Here is a 17,113-nt window from a genome sequence, read left to right on the forward strand (position 1 = left end):
TCTATAAAAGATCAACGCGGTTGGCTAGTGAACAGCTGCCGGAAGCCTGACTGAGGCCGTTGTGCCCGAGTGCTCGCCGCTGGTGAAATAGACGGAGCCTTCATGATGCTGAATAATCGAGAATGTCACGGTAAGCCCGAGCCCGGTGCCGTTCGTTTTCAGCGTATAATACGGTTTGCCGAGTTTCTGCAGTTCTTCATCGGACATGCCGATTCCGTTATCCGTAATCTGAATGAGAATCATCTCTTCCTGTTTTTGGACGGAGACCTCGATTCGGCCGTTTTCAGAGGGCACGGCTTCAATACTGTTTTTAATCAGATTAATGAAGGCCTGTTTCAGTTTTTTTACATCGCCGAACACATATAAATCAGGCTCGCTTTGAACAGTCACGGTCACCGATTTAAAATGGGCATAAGACTCCATTAAGGAACCTGTTTCCTTTACGAGCAGAGAAATATCAAACTTTTCTTTTTCATAGTCATCCTGCTTCGCCATATCGAGATAATTCGTAATGATCGTCTGAGCCCGGTCGAGTTCGGACAGCACAAGTTTCTGATATCCGGAGTGGGATTTGTCCTGAAGCTGCTCGCCGCTGAACAGCAGCTGCACAAAACCTCTGACGACCGTAAGCGGATTGCGGACTTCATGGGCGACGCTTGCCGCAAGCTCACTGACGACGGCCATTTTTTCTGAGTGAATCAGCCTTGTCCGCATGGATGCATTCTCATCGATGATCTCAATCAAATAAATGCACAGCAAAAGGGCGCTGACTTGAAAAAAAACAGATACTGCCGCCTCATAATAAACGGAAGATGGATTTTGAAAATTGAAAATATTGGTCGCGGAATAGATGAAGACAGATGCGGTTAATAAGGCGGTTTCAGTGCAGCCGATGAGAAGAGCGAAAAGCAGTTTCTTCCGCTTTGAAAAAAAAGGCCATTTCGTTTGGAGCTGGATAGGGATGATGATTAAAAAAGGAATTAAGGATAAGAAAAAAAGAGCGGAAGGTTCAAACCATATGAGTTGAAAAAAAACGGATGCCGCCCCTGCGGCAAGTCCTGCGGCGGTACCGGAATAAAGCAGGCAGACGATAATGGGAATCAACTGCAAACCGTAACGGACGGAATGAAGCTCCTGGATGGGAAAAGCCGTACATAATAAGGAAGATGACGCTGCAAATACGGCGACCAGCAGGCGGTTCGCTCTCGGCACAAGCAAATCAGGCTTGCTGAGCCAGAAGACTTGATAAAGAAAAATAGGGAATAGAATAAAAGAGAAGTGAAGCAGGTAATCCTTTACAATCTCCATTTATGCGAAATCCTTTCCTATGTAAATATGAATCTATTATAACATCTTTACCGGAAAAAAAAGTATATATTTCTCTAAAGCGAACGCCCTTATCTCATCTGATAAAGGCGTTACTTTCCGTTGCTAAGCGAGCGCTGCTTTCATTCTCTCAAGCCCTTCTTTTACGGCGGCGGCTGAACAGCCGACATTAAGTCTCATAAATCCTTCGCCGCCCGGTCCGTATTTTGTTCCCGGCTCTAATATGATTTTCCCTTTTTTGAGCATTCTTTCTTTGAGCTCGGCATCCGAAAATCCGTATTCGCTGAAATCCAGCCAGATCAAATAGGAAGCGTCAGGCTTCATCATGCGGACTTTCGGCAATTCTTTTCTTAAAAAGTCCTCAGCCAATTTCATATTCCCTTCAATGTAAGGAATCAGCGCGTCAAGCCAAGGGCCTCCCTTTGTATAGGCCGCTTCGATTGCTGCAACCGCAAATGTGTTGAGGCTGGAAATCCCGTTCTGATGCAATGCGGCGGAGAATTTCGCCCGCTTATACCGATCGGGAATGATAATGGCGGATGCCTGAATGCCGACAATATTAAACGTCTTGCTCGGCGCGACACAAGTAACGGAAATCCGCGCAAACTCCTCAGACAGAGAAGCGAAAGGCGTATGCGGCTTTCCGTACAGCATCAAGTCGGAATGTATCTCGTCAGAAACGACGGTGACGTTATGGGCGGCGCACAGCGATCCGAGTTTCATAAGCTCATCCCGGCTCCACGCTCTGCCGGACGGATTGTGGGGATTACAAAGAATCATCAGCTTGACCTCAGAATCGCTCAGCTTTTTCTCAAGATCCTCAAAATCCATGCAGTAGACGCCGTTTTCTTCCCGTAATGGGTTATGTAAAACCTGCCGTTTGTTTTCCTCGATCATCTGATAAAAAGGCGTATACACCGGTGATTGAATCAACACCGGATCGCCCGGTTCGGTAAAGGCTTGTACGGCCATGCTGATTGCCGTGACAACACCGGGACTGAACGCGATGCTTGCGGGATCGGGCCGGTAGCCGTGCCGCGTCTCAAGCCATGAAGCGACGGCTTCTCTTGTGTTTTCGTCAGGAGACGTATAACCGAATATGCCGTGGTCAAGGCGGGCTTTTAAGGCGTCAGTGACCGCTTCGGGAGCGCGGAAATCCATATCGGCAACCCACATCGGAAGTGCATCCGATACGCCGAATAACGCTTCCGCCTTGTCCCATTTCACCGATTGTGTGCCAAGACGGTTTTCTCGAAGATCAAAGTTCATGTATGTCACTCCTGTAGTATCATTATTTTGCACAGCGTATCTATGATAAAATAGAATTGCAAACTTTATTATAAGCGGTGATGAAAATGGAAGAAAGCCAAGCGGTCATGGAAATGATGAAAATCATTGCCAAGTGGGACCCGTTTAAATATGGAGAAGATTTTTATGAGACAGAAGCTGTCGACATCGTTCAGGCCGTCTACAGTGAAGACCGTGCCGACAAGCTGGCAGCAGCCATTCAGGATATCTTTGAAGCTTCATTTGAGCAAAAGCTTCCGATCGAAGGCTGCCAAAAGGCCGCCGAGCAGCTTCTGTTCATAAAAGAAAGCAGCTCCTGCACCCCTTAAAAACCGGCGGTTCCGCCGGTTTTTTTATTGAATAAATTCAAAAATCCGCTCCGAAACAAACTCCGGGCGCTCTTCGAGTACGAGGTGCCCCGTATCCTTGAGTGAATACAGAATGGAATCCGGCAGGTCGTCATGAAGCCGTTTTCCGACTGAGACCGGAACGACCCGGTCTTCTTCTCCCCAGATTAAAAGAGCGGGGTTTTGCACTTTCTTCAAATCCTCGGGCTTTAAATCGCCCTCCCTGTGTCTGATAAACCTTGTCATCGCTTTGAAAATCTGGCGGTCTGTAAATGGTTTTTCGTAACCGTCAATCATTTCCTGATCGATAAGCGTCCGGTCGTGAACGACATTTAACAGGTTGTTCAGCACGCCGTCTTTTGAAAGCCAATACTTAAGATACAGGTCAAAACAAGGCAGATGCGTCCCGAATATAATTGACGGGTGCGAGCGCTTTAAATACCCCGAGCTGCACAGCAGGACGATTTTAGAAAAAAGCTCGGGTCTGAGAAGAGACGCGGATAAGGAAATCTGGCCGCCCATTGAATGGCCGATGAGTGCGGCCCGGCTGATACCGAGCTTTTCCAGAAGTCCGATCAGAAGCTTGGCGAGGTTTGCGTAAGTATATACGAAAGTCCGTGACTTTTCCGATTGCCCGAAAGGAGGCAGGTCAACGGCGATAATATCATAATGGTTTCTGAGCAGCGGGATCAGTTTTCTGAAGCTGAATGCCGAAGATAAAAAACCGTGTACGCAGACGAGTGTCTGTCTGCCGGGATTTTCATAATGCTCGTAATACAGCTCAACTCCGTCTATCGCAGCCCGTTTAATCGGTGAAACAGCTTCCATGAGAGCCTTCGCCGTCCTTTCTTTGTTGTAATGTAAAGGCTTTTTTGATTGTCAGATTTTAGCTCTGGTTTCTTTCGGGTTTTTCTTAGCATTTGTCGAAAATCGTGATATAATGTCATGAAGATTTTTGATAATGCAAAGGTGTGAAACGTATGAAGCTGACCGAAAAAGAAACAGAAATATTAGAAATTTTAGACGAAAACAGCCGCGTTGATGCGGAAACGATTGCGAAAATGGCAAACATTCCCGCTGAAGAAGTTAAAAGCATCATTGAAAAGCTTGAAAAGGAAAAAGTCATCATTGATTATGCGGCGATGATCGACTGGCGCAAAGTCGACGGTTTGGAAGGCGTCACGGCGATGATTGACGTAAAAGTCACTCCGAAACGAAATGTCGGCTTTGATGAAGTCGCTGAGCGGATATACAGATTCCAGGAAGTTGAATCAGTGTACCTGATGTCAGGGGTGTATGACTTATCCGTCGTTATTCGCGGCAACACGATGTCAGACGTGGCAAGCTTCGTGTCTGAAAAATTGTCCACCCTTGAGTCTGTCGTTTCCACGACAACGCACTTCATCCTGAAAAAATATAAGCATGACGGCAAAGTCTTTGAAAGCGGAGACGATGACAAAAGAATCGTGGTGTCTCCGTAAATGGAAACGAAGACTTCTTATTTATCTGACTACGTGCAGCAGATTAAACCGTCAGGCATCCGCAAGTTCTTTGATCTGGCCGCTACGATGGAAGGCGTCATTTCACTGGGAGTGGGAGAGCCTGACTTTGTGACGGCCTGGAACGTGAGGGAAGCGAGTATTCTTTCTTTAGAACAGGGGTATACGGCTTATACGGCAAATGCGGGTCTTTATGAACTGAGAGAAGAAATCAGCCGCTACTTAGATCAGCGGTTCGGCCTGAGTTATTCGCCTGACAGTGAACTGATCGTTACTGTAGGGGCAAGCCAGGCGCTTGATCTCGCTGTCCGCGCCATTATGAATCCTGGAGAGGAAATGTTAATTCCCGAACCGTGTTTTGTCGCATATGAATCACTCGTGACCCTGACGGGGGCGAAGCCGGTGCCAATTCAGACTGTCGCTGCAAAAGGTTTCAAAGCATCCCCAGCCGATTTTGAAGCGGCCCTGACGGACAAAACAAAAGCGCTGCTTCTATGCTCGCCGTCAAATCCGACAGGTTCTGTCTATTCGAAAGAAGAGCTTGAATCCATTGCTGCTTTCGCTGAAAAACACGACTTGATCGTGCTTGCCGATGAAATTTATGCCGAGCTGACGTATGATGAGCCATTCACGAGCATGGGGGCCATCCGCGGCATGAAGGAACGCACGGTTCTCATTTCCGGCTTCTCCAAAGCATTTGCCATGACGGGATGGAGACTCGGATTTACGGCGGCGCCTCCCGTGATCAGGGATGCGATGCTCAAAATTCATCAGCACGCGATGATGTGCGCGCCTTCCATGGCGCAATACGCGGCGCTTGAAGGGCTGAAAAACGGCCAGGAAGACGTCGAAAGAATGAAGAAAAGCTATCGGAGACGCCGAAACCTGATTGTGGAGACATTGAACGAAATCGGACTCGGCTGCCACCACCCCGGCGGAGCATTTTACGCCTTTCCTTCCATTCAGTCGACCGGCATGAGTTCAGAAGAATTCGCGGAACAGCTGCTCATTGAAGAAAAAGTAGCCGTCGTTCCGGGGAATGTATTCGGCCCGAGCGGCGAAGGCTACATCAGATGTTCCTATGCGACATCCATTGAGCAGATTCAGGAAGCGCTCGTCAGAATCAAACGGTTTGTTGAAAAAAGGGCATAAAAAAAGATACGAACCCGGTTCGCATCCAAATAAAAGGGGGGGAATACTAGAAAGCCTTCGTAATCATAGTATACCCCCATTTTTCTGTGCTTAAACATGATCATGTAAAAAAGTTCTCTTTGCGAAAAACAAACTTGTATGATATAATTTTAAATTGCGTATAATCTGTATTTAATTTAACTTAGGAGTTGTTATGAATGGCAGCAAAATTTGAAGTGGGCAGTGTTTACACTGGTAAAGTAACAGGATTACAAGCGTATGGTGCGTTTGTTGCATTAGATGAAGAAACTCAAGGACTTGTTCACATTTCTGAAGTCACTCACGGTTTCGTAAAAGACATTAACGAGCACCTTTCAATCGGTGACGAAGTACAAGTAAAAGTACTTGCGGTTGACGAAGAAAAAGGCAAAATCAGCCTTTCTATCCGTGCGACTCAAGCGGCGCCTGAAAGAAAAGAAAGCAAACCAAGAAAACCGAAAGCGGCTCAAGCTTCTGAAGAAACATCTGCTCCGCAAGGTTTCAACACATTGAAAGATAAGCTTGAAGAGTGGATTGAACAGTCCAACCGCAAAGACCTTATCAAAAAATAATCATCAAAAAAAGCACCGGATATGTATGTTCGGTGCTTTTTTTATGTTTGTTTATCTGACTTCCGGATTTGCCGCTTCCTCGCGGGATGTTTCTTCGTTCGGCTTAAACAGCAGGCCGAGATTGATCAGACCGGCGATGCCGACAAGACCGTAAATAATCCGCGACAGAGCTGATCCTTGGCCGCCGAAGATGGCTGCTACTAAATCAAATTGGAAAAATCCGATCAGTCCCCAGTTAATAGCGCCGATAATCGTTAATACGAGACAGATACGCTGAATAACACTCATGTAAACAACCTCCTCTATGAATTCGTGAAACAGTTATAGATTGTGACAAAGCAAAGAATCTATGCATACTACATTCTCCGCTGTGTAAATTACACACTGTCTCAAGCTGTACAAGTGCCTTTCCCGCGAAGCCGCTGCCTGTAAACCGTGTGATGTGCCGTCAAAAAAGCGGATTGCTTTACATTGAATGTCATCTTTCTGCATAATATAAATCCAAAGGAGGAGATGTCATGCAAAACTTTACATATTGGAATCCGACCAAATTGATTTTCGGAAAGGGAGAGGTCGAAAAACTTCCTGAAGAAATCAAGCCGTACGGAAAGAACGTACTGCTCGTATACGGGGGCGGCAGCATTAAGCGCAGCGGTCTTTATGATCAAGTAACCGAACTGCTGAAAAAAGCAGGAGTTACCGTACATGAATTGGCAGGCGTAGAGCCGAATCCGCGTGTCTCAACGGTGAACAAAGGTGTTGCGCTCTGTAAAGAAAACAGCATCGATTTCTTATTGGCCGTCGGCGGCGGAAGTGTCATTGACTGCACGAAAGCCATTGCGGCGGGCGCTAAATATGACGGCGACGCGTGGGATATCGTCACGAAAAAACACCAGCCGAAAGAAGCGCTGCCGTTCGGAACAGTGCTGACCCTTGCGGCAACCGGTTCAGAGATGAACTCCGGATCAGTCATCACAAACTGGGAGACACAAGAGAAATACGGATGGGGAAGCCCGCTCGTTTACCCTAAATTCTCTATTCTCGATCCGGTAAACACATTTACCGTTCCGAAAGACCACACCATTTACGGCATGGTCGATATGATGAGCCATGTGTTTGAACAATATTTCCACCACACGTCAAACACGCCGTATCAGGACCGGATGTGTGAATCGCTTCTGCGCACGGTGATTGAAACAGCGCCGAAGCTGATCGATGATCTGGAGAACTACGAGCTTCGTGAGACGATTTTATATACAGGCACGATCGCATTAAACGGAATGCTGTCAATGGGCGCAAGAGGGGATTGGGCCACACACAACATCGAGCATGCGGTATCAGCGGTTTACGATATACCGCACGCCGGAGGTTTAGCGATTCTGTTCCCTAACTGGATGAGACATGTGCTCAAAGAAAATCCGGCCCGCTTTAAACAGCTTGCCGTCCGTGTCTTTGATATTGACGAGACAGGCAAATCAGATGAAGAGATCGCACTTGAAGGAATCAGCAAGCTGTCTGATTTCTGGACGAGCCTCGGCGCTCCGAACAGACTCGCTGATTATGATATTTCTGATGAGAAGCTGGATACGATTGCAGATAAAGCGATGGCAAACGGAGTATTCGGACAGTTCAAGTCACTGCAGAAAGAAGACGTGCTTGCGATACTGAAAGCATCATTGTAATAACATAAAGGGGGCGGCCGGATTGGCAGCTCCTTTTTTTCTGTGTTATAGTAATTCCCTTACGATTTTTTTGGAGGTCATGATAAATGGAGAACTTTACGTACTACAATCCGACGAAACTGATTTTCGGAAAAGGTCAAATCGACCAATTGAAAAAAGAGCTGAAGCAATACGGGAAAAACGTGCTGCTTGTTTACGGAGGCGGCAGCATTAAGCGAAACGGCCTGTATGACCAAGTAACAGGCATCTTAAAAGAAGAAGGCGCAACCGTTCATGAGCTTGCGGGTGTTGAACCGAACCCGCGTCTGGAAACGGTAAATAAAGGAATTGAGCTGTGCAGACAGCATGAGATTGATTTCCTTCTCGCAGTCGGCGGCGGAAGTGTCATTGACTGTACAAAAGCGATTGCGGCCGGTGCGAAATATGACGGTGACGCATGGGACATTTACAGCAAAAAAGTAACGGCGCAGGACGCGCTCCCGTTCGGCACGGTGCTGACGCTTGCGGCGACAGGCTCTGAAATGAACCCTGATTCCGTTATCACAAATTGGGAAACAAACGAAAAATTCGTATGGGGCAGCAATGTCACTCATCCGCGTTTCTCCATTTTAGATCCTGAGAATACTTTCAGCGTTCCGGAAAACCAAACCGTATACGGCATGGTGGATATGATGAGCCACGTATTTGAACAATACTTCCACAATGTTGAAAACACGCCGCTTCAGGACAGAATGTGTTTTGCGGTCCTTCAGACGGTAATTGAAACAGCGCCGAAACTTTTGGAAGACCTTGAGAACTATAAGCACCGTGAAACGATTTTATACGCGGGTACGATCGCATTAAACGGCACGCTGCAAATGGGCTATTTCGGCGATTGGGCTTCCCATACGATGGAGCACGCCGTATCAGCGGTTTATGACATCCCTCACGCGGGAGGACTTGCGATTCTGTTCCCGAACTGGATGAGATACACGCTTGATACAAATGTAGGCCGTTTTAAAAACCTCATGCTCAACATGTTTGACATTGATACTGAAGGCAAAACGGATAAAGAAATTGCGCTTGAAGGGATCGATAAATTGTCCGCGTTCTGGACAAGCCTCGGCGCACCGTCCCGCCTTGCGGATTATGACATCGGTGAAGACAAGCTTGAGCTGATCGCAGACATCGCCGCAAAAGAAATGGAATACGGCGGATTCGGCAATTTCCAAAAACTGAACAAAGATGACGTACTTGCCATCTTAAAGGCGTCACTGTAAGATACATTCCCGCCCGGGGTGAAGATGAAATAGATTTTCAAGCTGCAGATGTAACCGTTTTGGGAGTCCCTCTTTCCAGACTTTCATTAGTGCATCAAGAGCAAGTGAAACACCCCTTGCCATGAGACAACTATGGAAATCTCACATGATGCGGATTTGACTCCCTGTTTCTGTACATTTAGCAGAAAAGGATCAATTAACTTTGCGATGCCGATCATCTATTTACACAAAATCTAAATCATGAAGATGAAGAGCCTTGCTATACTTCGAATTTAAAAAAGGGGCGCTGATTCAATCAGCGCTCCTTTTATGCATTTTGTGTACTAAGGTCCCGCTGAGCCCCCATATAGCTTCCCATTAAGTTTTGATAACCGGGAAGATGACTGGAGATTAATGCGCCAAAACCTTCAACATCGTTGCGCCAATCACGCTGAAGCTCGCATGCTACGCTGAACCAGTTCATAAGCTGCGCGCCGCCATGAGCCATACGCGTTAATGATGCATCTGCTACTTGCTTATTAAACGTCCCCGAAGCATCTGTCACAACAAACACTTCGTAGCCTGCTTTAATGGCAGAAAGCGCAGGAAAAGCAACGCAGACGTCTGTTACCACCCCCGCGATAATCAGCTGTTTTTTGCCAGTTGCTTCAATGGCTTTAACAAAGTCTTCATTGTCCCATGCATTAATTTGTCCGGGACGGGCTATTTTTGGCGCATCAGGAAAGAGATCAACGAGTTCTTGCATGAGCGGTCCGTTGGGTCCATTTTCAAAACTCGTTGTTAAAATAACCGGTAAATCAAAGAATTTAGCTGTATCACCGAGAGCCAATACATTGTTTTTAAATTCATCAACGCCATAGTCACGCACGAGACCGGAAATAAGGCCTGTTTGATGGTCAACTAAAAGCACGGTAGCATGATCTTTTGAAAGACGGGAATAAAGATCAGACATTTTATAATCCTCCTTGAATTAAGGCAAGTAAGTTTGTGAATTGAAAACGGTGAATCATTCATATGCTGTATTTGATAGAAAGCTATTTCTGAGGTGACTTTTCGTGAGGGTGATGATCCTTCAATTAATCTGGAACGGGAACCGGAGCATGATCAATCCAATGGATGAACTGTTGTAAATAGCGTTGAAGATAACGTTTTGTTTGTTCATCCGTAAGTATGTTTTGAGCGGAATCAATTTTCTCATGGACTTGCGAAATCAGCATTTTTTGAAATGGCAAAACATTGACTTGCATAGCTTCGAGTACTTCTCTCAATTGCGTTTGACCAAAGGCAGTACCGAACCCTCCGGGGGTTGCTCCGATTAAGCCAACCGGTTTTCTGTTTAAAACAGAAGAGGTCCGCGGTCTCGATGCCCAGTCCAATGCATTTTTTAATACCCCCGGAATTCCGGAATTGTACTCTGGACTTACAATGATGACGCCGTCAACGTCTTGTATATCAGCTCTAAAGGATGTTACGGAGTCTGGTGCTCCGGAAATTTCTAAATCTTCGTTAAAAAAAGGAAGACTGTCTATTTCAACCCAGCGAAATTGAGCCGCATTATCGAAGTCAATCAATGATTGAGCAATCGCTCGATTATACGAGTTTTTTCGTAAACTTCCGCAAATAAGACCAATGGTTTTAGTCATAAAATCACCTCCCGGTATAAACTTTCATCTTACGATACCCCAAATATAGACACTATTTTTAAAAATGGACATTTGTGCCTTAATATGCCTGTGCGGCAGCCTCTCAAGAGGAGTACTATATAAAAAGAACCGGCCCATCGGGATTAGCGATGGATGTCATCCTGCTCCAAAGTAAAGGTGATACGTTCCTGGATCACCAACATTCGATTCGTTATCCCTCTCACAGTTAATACAAATATAACCATCTCGAATCCGGGATATTGTATAAAAAATGAACGCATCTTTAGCGCAAATCCCGTATTCATCCGCCCTTCTTCATGACTTGATTTAGCGGGTGAGTTCATATAAAGTGAAAGAGAAAACAATTCACCGTGATGGAGGGACAAGCAAATGACGCATGTACGCTTTGATTACTCAAGAGCGTTACCTTTTTTCAATGAACATGAACTTACATACGCACGTGATTTCGTAAAAACGGCACACCATAATATCCATGAAAAAACAGGCGCCGGAAGCGACTTTTTAGGATGGGTGGACCTCCCCGAAAACTACGATAAAGAAGAATTCGCGCGCATTAAAAAAAGCGCTGAAAAAATTAAATCAGATTCAGACGTGCTTCTCGTCGTGGGTATCGGCGGTTCATACTTAGGCGCCCGCGCGGCGATCGAAGCGCTCAATCATTCTTTCTATAATGTTCTGCCGAAAGACAAGCGCAAAAACCCTCAAGTTATCTTTATCGGCAACAATATCAGCTCAACTTATATGAAAGATGTTATGGATCTTTTGGAAGACGCTGATTTCTCTATCAATGTCATTTCTAAATCAGGCACGACGACGGAACCTGCAATCGCTTTCCGGATTTTCCGCAAACTTCTTGAAGAAAAATACGGAAAAGAAGAAGCGAAAGCGCGGATTTACGCGACGACAGATAAAGAGCGCGGCGCTTTAAAAACGCTTTCTAATGAAGAAGGCTTCGAATCATTCGTTATTCCTGATGATGTCGGCGGACGTTTCTCCGTTCTGACTGCGGTAGGTCTTCTGCCGATTGCGGTAAGCGGGGCTGATATCGATGAAATGATGAAAGGCGCTCTTGATGCAAGCAAAGACTTTTCCAGCTCGGAATTAGAAGAGAACGCGGCTTACCAATACGCCGTCGTCCGCAACGTTCTGTATAATAAAGGAAGAACTATTGAAATGCTCATCAACTATGAGCCTGCGCTGCAATACTTTGCAGAATGGTGGAAGCAGCTCTTCGGCGAAAGTGAAGGAAAAGATGAAAAAGGCATCTATCCTTCTTCCGCTAACTTCTCAACAGACCTTCACTCTCTAGGTCAATACGTGCAGGAAGGCAGACGCGATCTGTTTGAAACCGTATTAAACGTTGAAAAACCGAAGCATGAGCTGACAATTGAAGAAGCGGAAAATGATCTCGACGGCTTAAATTACTTAGCCGGCAAAACGGTCGATTTCGTCAACAAAAAAGCGTTCGAAGGGACGATGCTTGCTCATACAGACGGAAAAGTGCCGAACTTAATTGTCAACATTCCGGAGCTTAATGCATATACATTTGGATATCTCGTCTATTTCTTTGAAAAAGCGGTGGCGATGAGCGGATATCTGCTCGGAGTCAACCCGTTTGATCAGCTGGGTGTTGAAGCCTATAAGGTGAATATGTTCGCGCTTCTTGGCAAACCGGGCTTTGAAGAGAAAAAAGCAGAGCTTGAAAAACGCCTTGAAAAATAAAAAGAAGGGCTGGCCCTCAGCAAGACGGGTCAGCCTTTTTTAAACCGTGAAAGGTGTGATGATGAATTGATGCGGCTCTTATGTAAGCATGCCGTCATTTCCGTCTGTTCCGCCGCTATTGTCTATTCGGCACTAAAACTGTCTCCTGAATCCCTCTTACAAACCATCCTGTTTTTCGCTTTCCCTCTCGGCTTGTTTACGGACATGGTCCGGCTGAAACTGAAGATTGGCCGGATGCATACGCTGATCACGAAGTGCTGTCTCTATTCCGCCGTTTTCTATATTTCAACGGAAGCCGTTCTCTCCGCAATTGTGACGTATGTTCTGATTGAATGCGCCGTTACCTCTTTCCGGCGTCTGTCTGCCGCTCCCGATTCTTCCCAGACGCCGTATGAAGATGCCGCAGAGCGGGGACGCTAAAGACAAAAAGGAGCATATGCACATGATCAGCATTCCATCTTCACTTGAAGGGCAATCGTTTTTACTCCGCGAATTGGAACAGGTGCTGAAACCGATCGGTTATACCATCGGAGGCGGCTGGGAGTATGACCGCGGGTTCTTTGATTACAAAATTTCCGATCAGGACGGCTATTTATTTCTCCGCATCCCTGTTGAAGCAAATAAGGGACACCTGGATGAACGGGGGGCCGCCGTTACAATCGGCACACCCTTTTTGCTGAGGCACGTCTATCAGCAGGAAACGGATGATCACGCAGGCGGCGGTGTTTTTGAGTCATTATTCAACCAATTCTCGGAGCCGAAACGGCGGGATGCGGCAATTGACCGCTCATATATAGATATCGGCATCTCGCTTGTGAAAGAGCTGGAAGACGTCCTGCTGCATTAAAGAGCCAAAAACAGATCAGTATCGAGCACCTGGTATGACAGGGGAGGGGTCAGCATCGGCCCCTCTTCTTTTTGTATGCCGATGATCGTGGTATTCCGTTTGAGATAATAGAGCGCACAGTCATGATAAGATGAGCCCTTTAGTTCCTCGGGGACGGGAATGATGCGCACCTTTTTCTCCAGCGTCAGATCTGACAGCGTTTGCGGTTTGGCAAGCTGCAGCTTGACCCGGTAATGCTCAAACATCACCCGGCTCGACAGCCGTGATGTGCACAGAATCTTATTGGCTCCTGCGCGCTCGGCGTTTTTGACATACCGTTCCGTTAAAATTTCTACGATACAATAAACGGACGGATGCAGCCCTTTGATGGCGAGAAGCGTTAATACCGACAGCATATCAGCTTCGGATTCATTTTTCTGCTGATCCGCTGTCAGAATGACGGTATCGGCTTCCGTAATATTCGCTTTATTGAGCGTGCTGTCATCAGCGGCATGTCCGCGGATGAAATGGACGTTTTCAATAAGCGGCCCTTCCCTTAATGAATCATCAATCAGGACGACAGTTTTTGACGGTGCGATGTGCTGCAGTTCTTTCAGCAGCATATGCGACTTCTCATTCCATCCGATAAGAATGACGTGCCCCTTGCCTTTAAAGGCGACCTTGCCTTCGACATAGCGGTGCTGTTTGCTGAACACGGCTGAAGAAAGCGTGGCGAAATAGGCGGTCACAAAACTCGCTCCGCTTAATACAAGCACCATACCGGCAATCTGCCCGAGCGGCGTCTGGGGAACGTAATCGCCGTAGCCGACTGTGGCCACCGTAATCACCGCCCACCAAACCCCTTCAAACACAGACGTGAATTGCTTCGGTTCGAGCATGTAAATGAGTTGGCCGAACAATAAAATCAAGGCGATAATGATCAGCCCGATCCGAACATATAACGGCCATCTCAGCCAGGAAATAAATAAACGGTTTGATTTCATTCGTCCGGCTCTTCTTTCGACAGAGAGATGGATAAAATCTGCTTAATAATGGTGTTTAGTTTTTCGTCCAGCTGTTCCTGGCCGTATGAGTCACGCGCATGTCTGATTAAATCGGCCGTCTCATCTTCAAACTGAATGAGAGGTTCATCGTTTTCCGCTTCATTATAGAGCTGGATGAAGGCGTCAAGCCCTTCGTTCATTCTGTCTATCGCATTGCTCAGCTGTTCTTTCTCGCCATTTGTCACTTTCATGTCGATCACACCTGTATCTTTTTTTATACAGTATGTCCCAGTTCGTTTGATGTCTTTCAAAAATCGCCGAAAACATATTCACCCTTATTTTTTCATATGATAAAGAAAGCGGACCGAAAAAGGGTGAGTCAAATGACAGTCATTCAAAAACTGCTGGCGGCGCTGGCCGGAGCGCAGCTGCTCGCTTCGGCGGCCGTATTGCTTATTTTCGATTTGAATGGATACAATCATATGTCCGGCGGATTTTCATGGCTTGTTTTTGCAAAAGAGACCGCAGGCACGTTTCCGTTTTACATCGGATTGGCCGGGTGTATCCTCATCATGCTCGGAGGATTGATTCCTGTCAGAAAAAAGAAGCGGATTTCTGTACAGGAAAGCGGACAATCATTAAAATAATATATAAGCAGATCGTACGATATAAGAGAAAAAGGAAGAGGATAATATGCTGTTTATCTTTTTAACAATTGCTGCATTGGGATTGTCGTTTTGGGCACAATTTAAAGTGAAAAGCAATTTTCAGAAATACTCAGACGTGGAAGCTTCCAGTCAGCGGACGGGGGCGGAAACGGCAAGACGGATTCTTGATATTAACGGTTTATATGATGTGCCGGTAGAACCGGTAAGAGGCACTTTAACAGACCATTACGACCCGACGGAGCGGGTGGTGCGTTTATCTGAGCCGGTATATTACGGCCGCTCCATTTCCGCCATTTCCGTCGCTTCCCATGAAGTCGGACATGCTTTGCAGCATCAGGAATCATACGGCGCGCTTGTGCTGAGGCACAAAATTTTTCCGGTCGTCAATTTTGCCTCCGGGGTTGCCCCTCTGCTTTTCTTGGGCGGGATGCTCCTGGGCAGCTTGAACTTAATCGGACTCGGCATTATTTTGTTTGCGGCCGCTGTTTTTTTCCAGCTTGTCACACTGCCTGTCGAGTTTAATGCCAGCGCGAGGGCGAAGCGGATTATCGTGTCGGAAGGATTCATTCGCAACAGTGAAGAACACGGCGTGAATAAAGTGCTGAACGCCGCCGCGCTGACGTATGTGGCTGCGGCGCTCGTTTCATTATTCGAGCTGCTTCGTTTTGTGATGATTTTCTTAAATGGTCGTGATGAGAATTAACACGAAGGAGGTGGCCCCTTACCGTTTGCGGTAGGGGTTTTTTTGCTTATATTAAAACTGGTTCTCATTATGCTGTTAATCGGATTAACGGCCATCTTTGTCGCTGCGGAATTTGCGATTGTCAAAATCCGCGGTTCAAAAATCGCGGAGCTGGTTGAAACCGGAGACAGCCGGGCGCTCGCGGCGCACAGGGTAATTTCAAATCTCGATGAATATTTATCAGCGTGCCAGCTTGGCATTACGATTACGGCGCTCGGACTCGGCTGGCTCGGTGAACCGACGATTCAGCGGCTTCTTCATCCTGTTTTCAGCCTGATCGGAATGCCGTCATCTATTACGCACGTCGTCACGTTTATTGCGGCGTTTATCGCCGTCACGTATCTGCATGTCGTCATCGGAGAGCTTGCGCCGAAAACGATATCCATTCAAAAAGCCGAAGCCGTCAGTCTGTGGACGGCGAAACCGCTCATTCTGTTTTATAAAGTGATGTATCCGTTTATTAAGCTGTTAAACGGCTCAGCCGGATTTTTGGTCAAGCTGTTCGGTTTTCATTCGGTGAAAGAACATGAGGTCGTGGTCAGTGAAGAAGAATTGCGGCTGATTTTGTCCGAGAGCTATAAAAAAGGTCAAATCAATCAATCTGAATTCCGTTACGTCAATAAGATATTTGAATTCGATAACCGGGTCGCCAGAGAAATCATGGTGCCGCGCACCGAAATCGCCGCCATCTCGCTTGAACAGTCAGTTGATGAAGCCATACATTTGATCATCAACGAACGGTATACGCGATATCCGGTTATTAAGGAAGACAAAGATCACATTCTCGGCATTATTAACAATAAGGATTTATTTAAAGCGTATTTTCTCGGCCGCTCCATTGAATTAAAAGAAATTATGCGTCCGGTCATCAGAGTCATTGAAAGCATCCCCGTTCAGGAGCTTTTGATCCGGATGCAGAAGGAGCGGATTCATATGGCGATTCTCGTTGACGAATACGGCGGCACGGCGGGACTTGTGACCGTCGAAGACATATTGGAGGAAATCGTCGGGGAAATCCGTGATGAATATGACCAGGATGAAATGCCCCACATCGTCAAAAAAGGCGAACACCACTATGTGATGGACGGCAAGGCGCTCATAGAAGAGGTGAATGATCTCCTTGATATCGCCATCGAAAATGAAGACATTGACACGATTGCCGGCTGGCTCTTAACACAAAAAATGGAGCTGAAAAATGGTGATGTGTTTCATGCCGAAGGGTGTGAATTTAAGGTGCTGGAAGCGGAAGACCATCATATCCGCTTCGTTGAAATTAAAAAAACTGATTTCTGAGCCTCCTGCTTTTGCAATGAGGCTTTTTTTATGGAAAAAATGCTTCTTCGTC

At 46.5% G+C, this 17,113-nt stretch carries 20 protein-coding genes; 12 read left to right on the top strand and 8 right to left on the bottom strand.

Features of this window, described 5'->3' with window-relative positions; all coding sequences use genetic code 11:
• Positions 1 to 24: 24 nt before the first annotated feature.
• Both SB724_RS15795 and SB724_RS15800 read right to left on the bottom strand, forming a co-directional pair.
• The gene (locus SB724_RS15795; protein WP_342019007.1) at positions 25 to 1,308 is read right to left on the bottom strand and encodes an ATP-binding protein; all 1,284 of its coding nucleotides are present in this window, start codon (positions 1,306 to 1,308) and stop codon (positions 25 to 27) included.
• Positions 1,309 to 1,431: 123 nt separating this feature from the next.
• A complete protein-coding gene (locus tag SB724_RS15800) occupies positions 1,432 to 2,595 on the bottom strand; it encodes a MalY/PatB family protein (protein WP_410571847.1) in 1,164 nt (387 codons plus the stop codon).
• A gap of 86 nt (positions 2,596 to 2,681) precedes the next feature.
• On the opposite strand from SB724_RS15800, the gene SB724_RS15805 reads away from it, so the two are divergent.
• The gene (locus SB724_RS15805) at positions 2,682 to 2,942 is read left to right on the top strand and encodes a DUF1871 family protein (protein WP_003152094.1); all 261 of its coding nucleotides are present in this window, start codon (positions 2,682 to 2,684) and stop codon (positions 2,940 to 2,942) included.
• Positions 2,943 to 2,966: 24 nt separating this feature from the next.
• Here SB724_RS15805 and SB724_RS15810 read toward each other — a convergent pair whose 3' ends face one another.
• Positions 2,967 to 3,788, bottom strand: coding sequence for an alpha/beta fold hydrolase (locus tag SB724_RS15810; protein ID WP_410571849.1), 822 nt, complete (start codon positions 3,786 to 3,788; stop codon positions 2,967 to 2,969).
• 152 nt (positions 3,789 to 3,940) lie between these two features.
• On the opposite strand from SB724_RS15810, the gene SB724_RS15815 reads away from it, so the two are divergent.
• From SB724_RS15815 to yugI, 3 genes are all read left to right on the top strand, one after another.
• Complete coding sequence (locus SB724_RS15815; protein ID WP_003152098.1) at positions 3,941 to 4,441, top strand: Lrp/AsnC family transcriptional regulator; 501 nt, start codon at positions 3,941 to 3,943, stop codon at positions 4,439 to 4,441.
• Positions 4,442 to 5,611 (top strand): aminotransferase, encoded by a 1,170-nt coding sequence (locus tag SB724_RS15820; RefSeq protein ID WP_029973792.1) that lies wholly within the window; start codon positions 4,442 to 4,444, stop codon positions 5,609 to 5,611. It begins immediately after the preceding gene.
• A 197-nt stretch (positions 5,612 to 5,808) separates the two neighbouring features.
• Entirely contained in the window at positions 5,809 to 6,201 is a 393-nt protein-coding gene (gene yugI, locus SB724_RS15825; protein ID WP_007408653.1) for a S1 domain-containing post-transcriptional regulator GSP13, read from the top strand.
• A 51-nt stretch (positions 6,202 to 6,252) separates the two neighbouring features.
• On the opposite strand, the gene SB724_RS15830 is transcribed toward yugI, so the two are convergent.
• Entirely contained in the window at positions 6,253 to 6,489 is a 237-nt protein-coding gene (locus SB724_RS15830; RefSeq protein ID WP_003152104.1) for a DUF378 domain-containing protein, read from the bottom strand.
• Between the two features lie 230 nt (positions 6,490 to 6,719).
• Here SB724_RS15830 and SB724_RS15835 point away from each other — a divergent pair, with 230 nt between their 5' ends.
• Both SB724_RS15835 and SB724_RS15840 read left to right on the top strand, forming a co-directional pair.
• Entirely contained in the window at positions 6,720 to 7,883 is a 1,164-nt protein-coding gene (locus SB724_RS15835; protein WP_032876828.1) for an iron-containing alcohol dehydrogenase, read from the top strand.
• An 86-nt stretch (positions 7,884 to 7,969) separates the two neighbouring features.
• Positions 7,970 to 9,142, top strand: coding sequence for an iron-containing alcohol dehydrogenase (locus SB724_RS15840; protein ID WP_265973163.1), 1,173 nt, complete (start codon positions 7,970 to 7,972; stop codon positions 9,140 to 9,142).
• A gap of 307 nt (positions 9,143 to 9,449) precedes the next feature.
• Here the strand turns inward: SB724_RS15840 and ycaC are convergent, their stop codons facing one another.
• Together ycaC and SB724_RS15850 are read right to left on the bottom strand one after the other, a co-directional pair.
• Positions 9,450 to 10,094 carry an isochorismate family cysteine hydrolase YcaC gene (gene ycaC / locus SB724_RS15845; RefSeq protein WP_265973165.1) on the bottom strand — a complete coding sequence of 215 codons (645 nt, stop codon included), beginning with the start codon at positions 10,092 to 10,094 and terminating at the stop codon, positions 9,450 to 9,452.
• A gap of 124 nt (positions 10,095 to 10,218) precedes the next feature.
• Positions 10,219 to 10,785, bottom strand: a complete 567-nt coding sequence (locus SB724_RS15850) for an NADPH-dependent FMN reductase (RefSeq protein ID WP_045208727.1) — start codon at positions 10,783 to 10,785, stop codon at positions 10,219 to 10,221.
• Between the two features lie 390 nt (positions 10,786 to 11,175).
• Between SB724_RS15850 and SB724_RS15855 the strand changes: the two genes are divergently transcribed.
• The 3 genes from SB724_RS15855 to SB724_RS15865 all read left to right on the top strand — a co-directional run bounded on the left by SB724_RS15855 (position 11,176) and on the right by SB724_RS15865 (position 13,375).
• A complete protein-coding gene (locus tag SB724_RS15855) occupies positions 11,176 to 12,528 on the top strand; it encodes a glucose-6-phosphate isomerase (RefSeq protein ID WP_410571852.1) in 1,353 nt (450 codons plus the stop codon).
• Between the two features lie 69 nt (positions 12,529 to 12,597).
• Positions 12,598 to 12,948 carry a transporter gene (locus SB724_RS15860; RefSeq protein ID WP_261990152.1) on the top strand — a complete coding sequence of 117 codons (351 nt, stop codon included), beginning with the start codon at positions 12,598 to 12,600 and terminating at the stop codon, positions 12,946 to 12,948.
• A gap of 22 nt (positions 12,949 to 12,970) precedes the next feature.
• Complete coding sequence (locus SB724_RS15865) at positions 12,971 to 13,375, top strand: YugN-like family protein (RefSeq protein WP_410571854.1); 405 nt, start codon at positions 12,971 to 12,973, stop codon at positions 13,373 to 13,375.
• Here SB724_RS15865 and SB724_RS15870 read toward each other — a convergent pair.
• The gene (locus SB724_RS15870) at positions 13,372 to 14,358 is read right to left on the bottom strand and encodes a potassium channel family protein (RefSeq protein WP_007408644.1); all 987 of its coding nucleotides are present in this window, start codon (positions 14,356 to 14,358) and stop codon (positions 13,372 to 13,374) included. The two genes, SB724_RS15865 and SB724_RS15870, sit on opposite strands and share 4 nt — an antisense overlap.
• On the bottom strand, positions 14,355 to 14,609 hold the full coding sequence (locus SB724_RS15875) for an Atypical membrane-integrating protein (RefSeq protein WP_015418086.1): 255 nt from the start codon (positions 14,607 to 14,609) through the stop codon (positions 14,355 to 14,357). Before SB724_RS15875 ends, SB724_RS15870 begins: the two co-directional genes overlap by 4 nt.
• A 132-nt stretch (positions 14,610 to 14,741) precedes the next feature.
• Between SB724_RS15875 and SB724_RS15880 the strand changes: the two genes are divergently transcribed.
• From SB724_RS15880 to SB724_RS15890, 3 genes are read left to right on the top strand one after another with little or no spacing between them, the layout of a single operon-like run.
• Entirely contained in the window at positions 14,742 to 15,005 is a 264-nt protein-coding gene (locus SB724_RS15880) for a YuzI family membrane protein (RefSeq protein ID WP_015418085.1), read from the top strand.
• A gap of 46 nt (positions 15,006 to 15,051) precedes the next feature.
• A complete protein-coding gene (locus SB724_RS15885; RefSeq protein ID WP_410571857.1) occupies positions 15,052 to 15,729 on the top strand; it encodes a zinc metallopeptidase in 678 nt (225 codons plus the stop codon).
• 42 nt (positions 15,730 to 15,771) lie between these two features.
• Positions 15,772 to 17,061, top strand: a complete 1,290-nt coding sequence (locus SB724_RS15890) for a hemolysin family protein (RefSeq protein WP_038459629.1) — start codon at positions 15,772 to 15,774, stop codon at positions 17,059 to 17,061.
• Positions 17,062 to 17,113: the final 52 nt, after the last annotated feature.

The organism is Bacillus sp. SIMBA_031, from assembly GCF_046535225.1.
In the GTDB taxonomy this organism is placed as follows: Bacteria; Bacillota; Bacilli; order Bacillales; family Bacillaceae; genus Bacillus; species Bacillus velezensis.